This window comes from Lentzea sp. NPDC051208, assembly GCF_040682435.1.
Lineage (GTDB): Bacteria > Actinomycetota > Actinomycetes > Mycobacteriales > Pseudonocardiaceae > Lentzea > Lentzea kristufekii.
This window is the reverse complement of sequence record NZ_JBFBAW010000008.1, coordinates 253,894-266,882: the sequence shown is the minus strand read 5'-3', so window position 1 is coordinate 266,882 and position 12,989 is coordinate 253,894. Positions and strand designations below refer to the sequence as shown.

Annotated in this window: 9 protein-coding genes and 1 pseudogene; all 10 read left to right on the top strand. The window is 67.8% G+C overall.

Annotated features, from left to right (window positions below):
• Positions 1–162 precede the first annotated feature (162 nt).
• Positions 163–435 carry a hypothetical protein gene (locus AB0M48_RS21735; RefSeq protein WP_363844777.1) on the top strand — a complete coding sequence of 91 codons (273 nt, stop codon included), beginning with the start codon at positions 163–165 and terminating at the stop codon, positions 433–435.
• A gap of 274 nt (positions 436–709) precedes the next feature.
• A complete protein-coding gene (locus tag AB0M48_RS21730; RefSeq protein WP_363845181.1) occupies positions 710–1,009 on the top strand; it encodes a DUF6480 family protein in 300 nt (99 codons plus the stop codon).
• Positions 1,010–1,411: 402 nt separating this feature from the next.
• A complete protein-coding gene (locus AB0M48_RS21725; RefSeq protein ID WP_363844774.1) occupies positions 1,412–1,747 on the top strand; it encodes a hypothetical protein in 336 nt (111 codons plus the stop codon).
• 87 nt (positions 1,748–1,834) lie between these two features.
• Entirely contained in the window at positions 1,835–2,374 is a 540-nt protein-coding gene (locus tag AB0M48_RS21720) for an integrase core domain-containing protein (protein WP_363845178.1), read from the top strand.
• Positions 2,344–3,282, top strand: coding sequence for a zinc ribbon domain-containing protein (locus AB0M48_RS21715; protein ID WP_363844771.1), 939 nt, complete (start codon positions 2,344–2,346; stop codon positions 3,280–3,282). The genes AB0M48_RS21720 and AB0M48_RS21715 overlap by 31 nt, the downstream gene beginning before the upstream one ends.
• Positions 3,283–4,018: 736 nt before the next feature.
• On the top strand, positions 4,019–5,839 hold the full coding sequence (locus AB0M48_RS21710) for an RICIN domain-containing protein (RefSeq protein ID WP_363844768.1): 1,821 nt from the start codon (positions 4,019–4,021) through the stop codon (positions 5,837–5,839).
• 131 nt (positions 5,840–5,970) lie between these two features.
• The gene (locus tag AB0M48_RS21705; protein ID WP_363844765.1) at positions 5,971–9,606 is read left to right on the top strand and encodes a LamG-like jellyroll fold domain-containing protein; all 3,636 of its coding nucleotides are present in this window, start codon (positions 5,971–5,973) and stop codon (positions 9,604–9,606) included.
• A 348-nt stretch (positions 9,607–9,954) separates the two neighbouring features.
• Positions 9,955–11,187: an extracellular solute-binding protein gene (locus AB0M48_RS21700; protein ID WP_363844763.1), complete on the top strand. Its 1,233-nt coding sequence runs from the start codon at positions 9,955–9,957 to the stop codon at positions 11,185–11,187.
• Between the two features lie 104 nt (positions 11,188–11,291).
• Positions 11,292–12,163: pseudogene (locus AB0M48_RS21695) on the top strand (sugar ABC transporter permease); the annotation flags it as partial.
• A complete protein-coding gene (locus AB0M48_RS21690; protein WP_363844759.1) occupies positions 12,160–12,978 on the top strand; it encodes a carbohydrate ABC transporter permease in 819 nt (272 codons plus the stop codon). The pseudogene AB0M48_RS21695 and the gene AB0M48_RS21690, both read left to right, overlap by 4 nt.
• Positions 12,979–12,989: the final 11 nt, after the last annotated feature.

Here is a 12,989-nt window from a genome sequence, read left to right as displayed (position 1 = left end):
AGCTCAGGGGCCAGATCGCGGGCCTCGGTTTGTGTCGCTTAGGCAAGGGTACGTACAGCGAACCATCGATGTGCGCTTGATCTCGGCAGGAGGACAGACATGACCAGCGCAACAGGTCCAGTGGGCGGCGTTCCCAGAACTCCGGGATTGCAAAGTGGCAGGGTGACGGGCGACCTCGCATCCGGTGCGCCCGCGATGCATCGGCCGGATGTGGAGACGAAACCGTCGTTCAAGACCACGGAGTTCTTCGTGTTCCTCGCCGCGGTTGCCGCGGTTGTGGTCACGGCGCTGATGGTGAGCGGCGATGCCGGCACCGCCGACCCGTTCAACGCCGAGCAGGCGTTGCGCTACATCACCTTCCTGGCCATCGGTTACATGATCAGCCGTGGCCTGGCCAAGGCGGGCGCTCGCCGGCGCGACGCCGCACACCATTGAGCACAGGGAAGAACAAGTGAAGATCCGTCCCCTCGGTGGCCGACTCGGCTGCCTTGCGATGATCGCCTTCTCCGTGTTCGCCTCTGTATTGCTGACCGTTCTGCTCAACATCATCCTGTGACATCGTTGTTTCGTGACCGGTACGTCGCGGCGCGGCACAGTCGCAGGACGCGGTGGTGAGCAGATCAGTCGCTGTCGACGGGCGACACCACGAGGACGAGCGGGCCTTCCTCACCCGATGGTTCACGGTGTTGCCGTGGGGTATTCGGCGCACATGACCGCGACTCCGTCTCAATCGGATCCCAATCGCAACGCAGGACTCGAGGGCGGCGGCGCTCCCCGTGACACGCCGCCCGACCCGGATCCCGTCCGCACGCCTGGCCTGGAACGAGGCGGCGGCGTCACACCAGGCGACACCCCGCCCGAGTCCGGTCAGACCTCCGGCTTGTCCCATCCTCAACCGATGCCGTCGCGCAAGGCCCCCATCGTGACGCTGGTGGCGGTGATGATCGTGGTGCTCATGACGCTGGCGTTCATGGTCGCGACGGTGATGGGCTGGCTGAGCGCTTTCTGAGCCTCGCCAGGACGAGCTGCGGAACTGGGCAGACGGATGGCTGAGAAGATTCCCAGGCTCTCGACACGAACCTGTGCGTGCCGAGAAAGATGTCCGTTCAGCTCAGCAGGCGTCGACGTGCTAACGAACATCATCCGGCATGCTCGCGGCCGTGCTGGTCCGCTTCGCCCAGTGCGCCGTCTCCCACGCATTCACCGGGCTATGGCTGCTGCGCATGACCGATCGCGAGAAGGACATCGAGATCCTCGCGCTACGCCATCAACTCGCGGTCCGCAGCGGCAACTCGGCGGTCAGCGGCCACGATTGCGGCCGGAGGACAGGGCGTTGCTTGCCTGTGCGGTGCCGAAACTCCGTACTCGTCGAGGTCAGCGGTGTCCTCGGTTGGATTGGACTGATCGTGCCGTGCTCGCCGCGTTGGTGCGGCGGTTACCGGTGTGGCTGCGAGAGCACCGGTCGGTGTCGCTGGGCACGGTGTTGCGGTGGCATCGGCGCTTGGTCGCCAAGAAGTGGACCTACCGGAAGCGGAGTGGTCGGCCGCGGATTGATGAGGCCGTGGTGGCGTTGATCGAGCATATGGCGCGGGAGAATACGGGCTGGGGCTACCGCCGGATCCAAGGTGAACTGCTCAAGTTCGGCCACCGGACGGCCGCATCACCTGTTCGCCAGGTGTTGAAGCGGCTTCGGATTCCGCTGTCGCCGACTCGGGACTCCGACACGTCGCGGCGGCGGCGGTTCTAGCGTGCTCAGGCGGAGACCATGCTGGCGTGCGACTTCTTCCACGTCGACTGCGTCGTCACGTTGAAGCGGGTGTACGTGTTCTTCGTGATGGAGGTCGGCACCCGCTATGTCCACATCCTCGGCACTACCACCAACCCCGATGGCCCGTGGACCACGCAGCAGGCTCGCAATTTCCTCATAGAGCTGGACAACCGGGCCAGCGAGTTTCGTTTCCTGGTCCGTGACAGGGCCGGCCAGTTCACAGTGTCGTTCGATTCCGTTCTCGCGGACGCCGGCATCGACGTTGTGGAGATCCCACCGCGACGTCCACGGGCCAACTGCTATGCGGAACGGTTTGTCGGCACCGTCAGACGTGAGCTCACGGATCGGCTGCTGATCATTGACGAGCGGCACCTGACGTCAGTGTTGAACCGCTACGTCTCCCACTACAACCACCGGCGACCACATCGAGCGCGGCACCATACGGCGCCACGACCCGATCAACCGACCAGAGAGCCAGGCTGTAGATCCGTACGTCGTCGGCGAGTGCTAGGCGGCTTGATCAACGAGTATGACCCCGCTACACGGGCTACGCGTTCTTTGGTCGGTGGCGGAAGTTGGAGACGCTGCTCGACCCGGACGACGTAGCGGCCGGTCACGTCGTCAAGTTCCGCCGATCGAGCCCCGACCGCGTCGTTCGCTCTCGCCGACCCGCGCACCCGGCGCTCGTGTCGGTCGAGGAGTTCACGGAGGCCCAGCTACTCCGCAAGTCGCGGGCGGCCGGTGGAATGCGAGGAAGGGCGAAGCTCGAACGCACTCGCACCAGCGGAGCGCGGCCGTACATCCTGAAAGGCCGGGTGCGGTGCGGAATCTGCACGCGGAAGATGCAAGGGGCGATCATCCGGAAAGAGCACACCTACTACCGGTGTCTGGCGCGCTCGTTGGCTCCGGGGTCAGCGGCATTGAACAGCCATCCCAGGACGGTGAATCTCGCCGAGAACGTGGTGTTGGAGCTGCTGAACAAGTGGCTGTGCCAGATCGTCGATCGAAAGAGCATAGATCGGACGGTGGCGCACCTCGTCGAGTCGCAGGGTGGCTCGGCGGAGAAGTCGACGACGCGCGATGCCGCGAAGAAGCGGCTAGAAGTCGCTGAGGCCGAATTGCGGCGGTTTCAGGCGGCGATCGCGGCAGGCGTCGATCCGGTCGCGCTGGTAGAGGCGATCAACGAGGCGGAGGAACAGCGCGCGGCGGCGAGCGCCGAACTGGAAGGCCTGCCCGCGCCTTCAACACTCACGGCCGCTGAAGTTCAAGCGAGGCTGGACGGTCTCGACGACGTGACGACGATCATCACGGAAGGGAAGTCGGAAAGGCTCGCCAAGCTCTATGAAGACCTCGGTGTCGAACTCAGGTACGACATAGCAAAAGAGGCCGTCTATGCGACGACCTCTCCGCGTGTGTTTAACGTCCGTGTCCGAGGGGAACTTCAGCACCCGCTCGTAGCAAGCGTGCGCAGTTTGTGTGTTCATGCGCCACTGGATAGCTCGAACCTGGTGTAGAGGGCCAGTCGACGCGATTCAATCTTTCGCCGCTAAGTTCTCTCGACTGGGACAAGACCTTTCGCGGGGAACTGTTGGATCGCACGCTGATCTGGAATCAGATCCACCTATGGTACGCGTTGAATGAGTGCGAGCGGCACTACAATGAGCACCGCACGTACCGATCGCTCGCGGCCAGATACCCCGCAGGCACGGCCTCAGTCTCTTGAACCCAGCTGGATTGAACGCTTCGTCTAGAACGACAGGACCGTCTCGGCGGAGTCGTACACAGTATCGCGATGACGCTTAACCTGCTCGGGTACAATTTTCTGCAGGCACAGTGTCGTGTCATTCGTGAACGGTGAAATTACTGGGCGAGACCCTGATGTACAGGTCCAGCTCGACCTCCACCTGATCCGCTTCGCGCCCCTGGTGCACCGCGACTCCTGGCCTGGCGCCGATGGCCGACCACGCACGACGCGGTGAACCGCGACGGCTTAACGAACCGGTTCGATCACCATACTCTCTTGCACAGCCAGGGATTGAAGGCGTACGGTCCTCAGCGATCGAACCGGTTCGACTGCTCTTGCCGCGTACGGAGCTCATATGGTTCAACGGCAAATCCCTGCTTGCGTGCACCCGGCCGTCACCGCGGTCCGGTGTCACCGCCGATAACGCCTCCGCTCACCCCGTTCCAGGAACGGCGCACGGTCTGCCCTGCGCCTCCCTCATCGGTGCCCTGACAAAGGAGTCAAGCGTGGCCACCACACTCGCAAGACGGCGAGGCCGCTGCGCCGCCGCTGTCCTCGCGGTCGCCGCATCCCTCGCAGCACCTGCCCCTGCCGCCCTGGCCGGGAACGAGTCGATCTCGGTCGACTTCTCCGTCGCCGGCGGTTCCCCGACCTACCGGGCCTCCGGGTGGATCTACGGCATGACCGAGGACGCGTCCGGGCCGGCGGACCACTTCTACCGCGACGTGAAGTTCAGGTACATGCGTGCCGGTGGCGCACAGCTCGACGGCCCCGGTGGCTGGGTCGCGGGACGGTACGACCGCCGGTGGGACGCCACGCGTGCCCAGTTGGTGCGTACCCGGTCGCTGGGTGGCGAGTTCGTCCTGCTGGTGCACGACCTGTGGGGCGCGGACGGCTACCCGATCTCCCGCTTCCCCGGCGACAACGGCAACTGGACCGACTACGACAACTTCCTCACCCGCGTGATCAACGACGTGCGGGCGACCGGTGTCCCGGTGCAGTGGGACCTGTGGAACGAGCCCAACCTCGCCATGTTCTGGAACCGCCCGCAGTCGCAGTACTTCGAGCTGTGGCGCCGCACGTACCACCGCGTCCGGGCCGCGTTCCCCCAGCAGCTGATCGTCGGTCCGAGCTTCGCGGGCGTGCCGACGACCACGGGTGCGTGGTGGAACCAGTACCTCGACTTCATCCGCACGTCGAACACGGTGCCCGACATCATCAGCTGGCATTCCCTGCCCGGTGACCCGGTGGCGGACGTCAGGGCTGCGAACGCCACGCTCGACTCGCGTGGCATCCCGCACCCGCGTCCGTACCAGATCAACGAGTACGGGGCGCCCGACGAGCAGAACCCCGGCGATGGCTCCTGGTACGTCGCGCGCCTGGAACGGGCCGGGGCCGACGGTCTGCGCGCCAACTGGGCCAGCGCGGGCAACCTGCACAACGACCTCGGCAACCTGCTCGTGCGCAACTCGGCGGGCGTGCACCAGCCGAAGGGCGAGTGGTGGGTCTACCGCTTCTACGGCTCGCAGACGGGGCAGATCGTCTCCGTGACGCCCAGTCCGTCCTACGACGCGTTCACCACGAAGGCGAACGGGGTCGCGAAGATTTTGGTCGGCGGCGGCGGTACCACGGGCAACATCGCCCTCCAGCTCCGGCGGCTGGACGCCACGAGCGGCATCGTGCAGAACAACCAGGTGCGGGTCGTCACCCAGCGCATCGCGCACAACCGGGGCGGCGCGGTCCAGGGACCGATCACCACCCAGAACTCCGTGGTGACCCTGTCCGGCAACGGTGCCACGGTCAACCTGCCGCACACGAACGCCGACGACACGTTCACCATCACGCTCCTGCCGCCGACGAGCAGGGGAGTGGCCTCCGTGGCGGTTGCCCAGCACTCGCAGCAGTGCCTGGACAACACGAACCTCAGCACCGCCGACGGCAACCGGCAGCAGCAGTACCACTGCGAGGGCGGCGACCAGCAGCTGTGGGACTTCCGCCCGGTGCCGGGGGTCGCCGGCACCTACACCGTCGTCAACCAGCAGACCGGCAAGTGCCTCGACGTCAACGGCTCGTCCACCGCGGACGGTGCCGCCGTGCAGCAGTGGACCTGCGTCGGCGGGGCGCAGAACCAGCAGTTCGCGCTGCGCAAGGTGACCTATCCGGGCAACGACCCCCACGACTACCAGCTCGTGGCTCGGCACAGCGGCAAGTGCGTCGACGTCAGCGAGATCTCCACGGCGGCACGCGCCCCGATCCACCAGTGGACCTGCAACCCCGCCGGCCAGGGTGGCCCGCTCAACCAGACCTGGCGGCTGTGGGGCTTCTAGCCCGCGTCCAGAGGTGATGGGGCTGCCAGCAGGTACTACGTGAAATCGAACCGGTTCGACATTCGCCGCGCTCAGGTCCGGCTGAGCAGGCGATATGACCACCAGCGACCTCAGGAGCAGTGACGATGGGGATGTCAAGGGCGAGACGCGCGGGCGCTGCGGCGTCGGTCGTGCTGGCTGTCCAGTACCTGGTGGCCGTCGGCGGCTCGCCGGCGACGGCCACCACGACCGACCTGCCGCCACCGGCGCTGCACTACGGGTTCGACGGCGACGACCTGGCCTCCGGAGTCGTCACCGACCTTTCCGGCAACGGCCTGCACGGCGCACTGGTCAACGGCACGCGCGCGGCGCTGGTCGACGGCGTGAGCGGCAAGGCGCTCGAGCTGCCCGGTGGCGCACCGACCTCCGACGGCCCGTACGTGAGCCTGCCGAAGCCGGTGCTGGAGGGCGCGTCGGACCTGACGGTCTCGGTGCGGGTCAAGTGGGACGGCACGACGGCGCCGTGGCAGTGGATCTACGCGCTGGGCAGGGACACCGACCGGTACCTGTTCTCGACCCCTTACAGCGGCGGCGGTCGCCTGCGCACCGCTGTCACCACCGCGGGAGGTGGGGCAGAAGCGCAGGTCACGGGATCGGGGGCGTTGCCTTCGGGTGTGTGGAAGACCGTCACGGTGACGCTGGACGCGGCGGCCGACCGCATCACCACCTACCTGGACGGGGCCGCGGTGGCTTCCGCGACAACGACCGCGACCGCCGGGCAGCTCGTCGAGGGTGCGACCGCCGCGGGGTTCATCGGCCGTTCCTTCTACCCGGACCCGCTGTTCGACGGCGCGGTGGACGACTTCCGCGTGTACCGGTCGGCGCTGTCCGCCGGCCAGGTGGCCGAGCTGGTCGGCGGCACGGTCCCGGCACCTGTCGCCCTGGACCGACTCGCCTTCGACGTGCGCACCCCGGTCGGCCGGGCACCGCAACTGCCCGGCGCGGTCGGGGCGCGGTTCACCGACGGCTACGACCGTGACGTGCCGATCACGTGGGCGGCGGTGCCCGCGGACCGCTACGCCGGGCCCGGCACGTTCACCGTCTCGGGCACGGCGGCCGGGAGGACGGTCACCGCGACGGTCACGGTGATCAGGGACGGGCAGCTGGTGGTCGACCTCGGCCGCAAGACGGGGGAGTTCCACGGCGGTGCTTCCGGCACCCTGTACGGCCTCTACGGCCAGGGTGTGCCGACCAACAACCTGATCGAGGGCATGCACGTGCGCACGGTCTCGACCAAGGCCCAGGACGGCCCGCAGCACCCCGGCGCGGACGCGCTGGAGGTGGTCAAGCCGCTGGCCGACAGCTCGGACGGCGACGTCTACATCTACATGACCGACATCCACCGCGGCTTCCCCTACCAGTGGCCTGGCAGCACGCCGCAGGAGAAGATGCGGCTGTACAAGGACAAGATCGCAACTCAGGTCGGCCAGGTGCTCCAGCTGCCCGAGCAGTACCAGGACAACGTGGTGTTCGTGCCGTTCAACGAGCCCGAGGGCAACATGTTCGGCACCGGTGAGTGGAGCTACGACCGGGTCAGCTGGCTGAGCGACCCCGACGACTTCTTCACCGCATGGGACGAGGTGTACGCGCTGATCAAGGGCAGGATGCCGGGCGCGCGGATCGCCGGACCGAACACCAGCGTGCTGTTCGACCAGGTCAAGGGTTTCCTGCAGCACACCGTGGCGAAGGGCACCGTCCCCGACGTGATGACCTGGCACGAGCTGAGCCACCCGGAACAGGTTCGCACCAGCGTCGCCCGCTACCGCGCCTGGGAGCAGGAGGTCTTCGCGGGCACCGCCCACGATGGCAGGCGGCTGCCGATCAACATCAACGAGTACGCGTTCAACTACCACACCTCGGTGCCAGGCCAGATGATCCAGTGGATCTCCGCGATCGAGGAGTCCAAAGTGGACGCGGACATCGCCTACTGGAACATCGACGGCAACCTCTCCGACTCCGCCGTGCAGGCCAACCGGGGCAACGGCCAGTGGTGGCTCTACAACGCCTACGGCAGCATGACGGGGCACACCGTCGCGGTCGCGCCTCCCTCGCCGGGGCAGAACTACACCCTCCAGGGCGTGGCAACCCTGGACGACGCCAAGCACCGGGTGAAGGCGCTGTTCGGCGGCAAGGGCGGCGCGTCGTGGGTGCGGTTCGACAACGTCCCGCGCGCGTTCGGCGGCAAGCTGCACGCCTGGGTCCGCGAGATCCCGTGGACCGGGCAGATCGGCGACTCGGCCCAGCCCGAACTGGTCGCCGAGTACGACGTGGACGTGCGCGACGGTTCGGTGGCCTTCGACTTCGGCGGCGCGCTCCCGGCGCTGGAGGAGTCCTCGGCTTACGAGATCGTCCTCACCCCGGCCGGCGGCGCCACGGAGACGGTGCGGGCGCCCAAGGTGTGGGAAGCCGGCTACGAGGCCGAGGACGCCCGGTACACGGGGTCCGGTTACAGCCGCAACGGACCGGAGGGCTCTCCGGCCGACGTGTCGAAGTTCTACACCTCCGGCGGCTACAGCGTCGGCGGACTGCGCACCGGCTCCGACGGCGTGCTCGACTTCACCGTCGACGTGCCCAGGGCCGGCAGGTACGACCTGAGCGTGTTCGCCAACTCCCTCAACACCTTCGCCGCGGTGCGGGAGCAGGGCCCGACCAACGTGTTCCTGCGCGTGGACGGCGGCGCGGAACAGGAGCTGCACCTCCCGCTGGGCTACAAGTGGGTGGTGTGGGACCACGCGGACACCACCGTCGAGCTGACTGCCGGCAGGCACGTGATCTCCCTGGCCGCGCGCAGCCTCGACGGCACGAGGACCACCAAGGGGGACGCCATCGTCGACCGGATCCGGCTCTCACTGCCCGATCCCGAGGCCCGTGTCGCGGTCTACGAGGCGGAGCTGGCCGAACTCGATGGTGCGCGTCCCGTCCACGACGGCGCGCACGCCCATCGCAGGGTGTCCGGCTCCGGTGTCGTCGAGGTAGCCAAGGGCGGCACGGCCACCTTCTGGGTCTACTCGCCCGTGGACGCGGAGTCGACGATCCGAGTGCGCACGATCGGTGGGGGACAGGCACAACTGGCCGTCAACGGTCAGGACGTGCTCAAGGTGAACCCGGCGTCCTCCGAGGTCGCGGTCTCCCTGTCGGGAGGCGTCAACAAGATCACCGTCGTCGGCCGGTCCGGCCGCACGCTGGTGGACCGCATCGAGGTCGGGCGCACCTCCGGCACGCTGACGCCGAAGGTGTACGAGGCCGAGGCGGCCGAACTCGCCGGCACGGCGAAGGCGGCACCGCTGTCGCTGGCGCATGGTGGTTCGGCGGTCGAGGGCGTGGGTGGCACACCGGGCAACACCAACACCCTGACCTTCCACGTCCAAGCCGATCAAGCGGGCACGCACGCCGTCCGCATCAAGTACGCCAACCCCGAGCAGTCCGTGGCGACGCATTACAACCCGGACCCGCTCGCCAGGCACGCCGACATGTCCGTCAACGGGGGGACCGCGCAGCGCGTGCTGTTCCCGCACAGCTTCCACTCCAACAACTTCTGGGAGCTGACCGCCGTGGTGCGCCTCGTGAAGGGTGCGAACACCATCTCGTTCCGCTCGGAGGAGCTGCCCAACTTCGACGGGAAGACCTATGCCTCGCAGACCTTCCCGGACGCGCTGTTGCGCTCCCGGTACGCGCCCGTGATCGACCGGATCTCCGTCGTCCGGTTCGCCGGCACGACCCGGCGCTGAACGGCCGGGCGGTGATTGACATGTGCTCGGTGTCACTTTAGTGTTCGCTCATCGAACCGGTTCGACAACAGATCGCCGATTCCGATGGAAGCTCGTGAAACGGTTGCCACGCCCCATCTGTGTCGCGAAAGGTTGTCGAACCGGTTCCATATTCGCTGACGTGCACGCACAGCCGTGACGAAGGGGCCATCTTTCCCGTCGTGCGGTCACCAGAGGACTTGCCGTGCCTCCGCCCTGCCCATTCGGCGCAACCATTCCGGCGGCGCCACGGCAAGGCCGCCTGACCACCCGCCCCGCCCCCGCCGCCCCATGGCGGAGGCGGAGCGCACCCCCTACCGGAGAACCGCCGTGAACCGAACCCGCCTCACCACCGGCCTGCTCGCGCTGGTCCTTGTCGCGACGTCGACCGCCTGCTCCTCGAACGACCCGCAGTCCGGTGGGTCCGGCAGCGGCACGCTCACCCTCTGGGACCCCTACCCGCAACTGGACGCCGAATCTGACTGGGCCCGCACCATCGAGAGCTGCGCCGCCGCCTCGGGTACGCGCATCGAGCGGACCAGCCACGACACCACCGACCTGACCAACAAGGTGCTGCTGGCCGCGCAGCAGGGCACGGCGCCGCACGTGCTGGTCGTGGACAACCCCGTGGTGTCCACGCTGGCCGAGGGCGGCGTGCTGCAGACCGCAGAGGAACTCGGCCTGGACACCTCGGCGGTCGAGCCGAACCTCCTGGCGGCCGGGAGGATGAACGACAAGACCTACGGCGTGCCCATCGGCGCGAACACCCTGGCGCTCTACTACAACAAGGCGGTCCTGACGGCCGCCGGCGTGGACGTCGCCTCCGTCCGCGACTGGGCCTCGCTCACCGAGGCGCTGGAGAAGGTCAAGCAGTCGGGCAAGAAGGGCATCACGTTCTCCGCGGTCGGCACCGAGGAGGGCAGCTTCCAGTTCCTGCCGTGGTTCTGGGGCGCCGGAGCGAACCTGATGGACCTGGCCTCCGACGACGCGGCGTCGGCGCTGGCGTTGTGGAAGAGCTGGCTCGACAAGGGCTACGCGCCCAACTCGGTCATCGGGAACACCCAGACCACCAGCTGGCAGGAGTTCGCCACCGGTGAGTACGCCTTCGCCGAGAACGGCACGTGGCAGCTGGCCAACGCCGCCAAGTCCGGTTTGGACGTCGGCGTGCTGGCCATCCCCGGCAGGAACGGCGGCACGGCCCCCGCGCCCACCGGCGGCGAGTTCGTCACCGTCCCCGTGCAGTCCGACAACTCCCGCAACGACACCGCCAAGGCCGTGGTCCACTGCCTGACCAGCGGTGAGAACGCCCTGACGACCGACACCGCGCTGTCCTACGTCTCGGCACTGCCTGACGTGCAGGCCAAGCAGGTGGCCGCCAAGCCGGAGCTGCAGGTGTGGGTCAAGGCCGTCAAGGCCGCCAAGGGCCGCACCGACGACCTGGGCACCAGGTACCCGCGTGTTTCCGAGCCGCTGTGGAACGCCGTGCAGGCGGCACTGACCGGTGCGAAGTCCCCGAAGGACGCGCTGACCGAGGCCCAGGCAACCGCCGCGGCGGCGAACTGACCGTGCGCACGTCGACCTCTCTTCAGGGCTCATCGGCTACGACGGCCGGCGAACACCGCGACCGCCCGGCAGGCACGGGCACCGTCTGGCGGTCGCGGTCGGCGGAACGATTCACCGCCTGGGCCTTCCTGGCGCCACTGGTCGTCTACCTGGCCGTGTTCTACGTCTATCCCCTGTACCGCAACGTCGACCTGAGCCTGCGCTTCTACACGGTGCGGTCGTTCGTCCAGGGCGGAGCGGCGTTCGCCGGGATGGACAACTACGCGTCGGTGTTCGGTGATCCGACGTTCACGCGCGCCCTGGTCAACACGCTGCTGTTCACCTTCGGGTCGCTGGTGTTCCAGTACGGGATCGGGCTTGCCCTGGCCGTGTTCTTCGACCGCCACTTCCCGCTGTCGGCGACGTTGCGCGCGCTGTCCTGGTGCCGTGGCTGCTGCCGCTGATCGTGTCCGCGTCCACGTGGGCGTGGATGCTCAACAGCGAGTCGGGCGTGGTCAACGCCCTGCTCGGGGCGCTGGGGTTCGACCAGGTCAACTGGTTGACCTCACCGGACTGGTCGCTGGTGTCGGTGACCATCGCCAACGTCTGGATCGGGGTGCCGTTCAACCTGGTCATCCTCTACAGCGGGCTGCGCGCCATCCCGCCCGAGGTCTACGAGGCCGCGGCGCTGGACGGCGCGACCGGCTGGCAGCGGTTCCGGTCGGTGACCTTCCCGCTGCTGCGGCCCGTCTCGGCGATCACGCTGCTGCTCGGGCTGGTCTACACGCTCAAGGTGTTCGACATCATCTGGATCATGACCAGGGGCGGGCCCAGCGGTGCGTCCACCACCTTGGCGACGTGGTCCTACCAGTTGGGGTTCGGCAGCCCGGTGCCCCGGTTCGGCCAGGGAGCGGCGGTGGGCAACCTGCTCATCGTGCTCGCGCTGGCCGCGGCCCTGGTGCACCTGCGGCTGCGCAGCAGGCAGGAGGCCCGATGACCGGTCGACGGACGCTGTGGAAGACCGGAATCGGTCTCGTTCTGACCGCGTTGATGCTGTTTCCGGTGTACTGGATGGTCAACGTCTCGCTGACCCCCGCCGACCGGATGCGCAAGGACCCGCCGGACCTCGTGCCGCTGAACCCGACGTTCGACGGTTACCGGAAGGTCTTCGCCGAGCAACTGCCCTACCTGGGCACCAGCCTGGGGGTGGGCCTGGGCACCGTGGTGCTGACCCTGGCCGTCGCCGCGCCGGCCGCCTTCGCCCTCGCCAAGCTGCGCCCGCGCGGCAGGGGAGTGCTCGACCTCGCGCTGCTGATCGCGCAGATGGTCCCCGGCATCATCATGGCCCTGGGCTTCTACGGGGCCTACGTCAACCTCGGCATCATCAACCAGGCGTGGGGCCTGGTGATCGCCGACTCGACCATCGCCGTGCCGTTCGCGGTGCTGATCCTCACCGCGTTCATGTCCGGCATCCCCGGTGAGCTGCTCCAGGCCGCGAAGATCGACGGCGCGGGCCCGTTCCGCACGTTCGTGTCGGTCGTCCTGCCGGTCAGCCGCAACGGCATGGTCACCGCCGCGCTGTTCACCTTCCTGTGGGCGTGGTCGGACTTCGTCTTCGCCTCCACGCTGAACGGCGGGGGCGCGTTGCGGCCGGTCACCCTCGGCATCTTCAAGTACATCGGCAACAACAACCAGGAGTGGAACGCCATCATGGCGACGGCGGTGGTGGCCTCGGTGCCCGCCGCGGTGTTGCTGGTCATCGCCCAGCGCTTCGTCGCCGCGGGCGTCACCGCAGGTGCGGTCAAGGAATGACCACCACTCCC

Coding starts and splice junctions, on each gene's coding strand:
- AB0M48_RS21720 (WP_363845178.1), top strand. CDS start 1,835: ATGGAGGTCGGCACCCGCTATGTCCACATCCTCGGCACTACCACCAAC.
- AB0M48_RS21690 (WP_363844759.1), top strand. CDS start 12,160: ATGACCGGTCGACGGACGCTGTGGAAGACCGGAATCGGTCTCGTTCTG.
- AB0M48_RS21705 (WP_363844765.1), top strand. CDS start 5,971: ATGTCAAGGGCGAGACGCGCGGGCGCTGCGGCGTCGGTCGTGCTGGCT.
- AB0M48_RS21730 (WP_363845181.1), top strand. CDS start 710: ATGACCGCGACTCCGTCTCAATCGGATCCCAATCGCAACGCAGGACTC.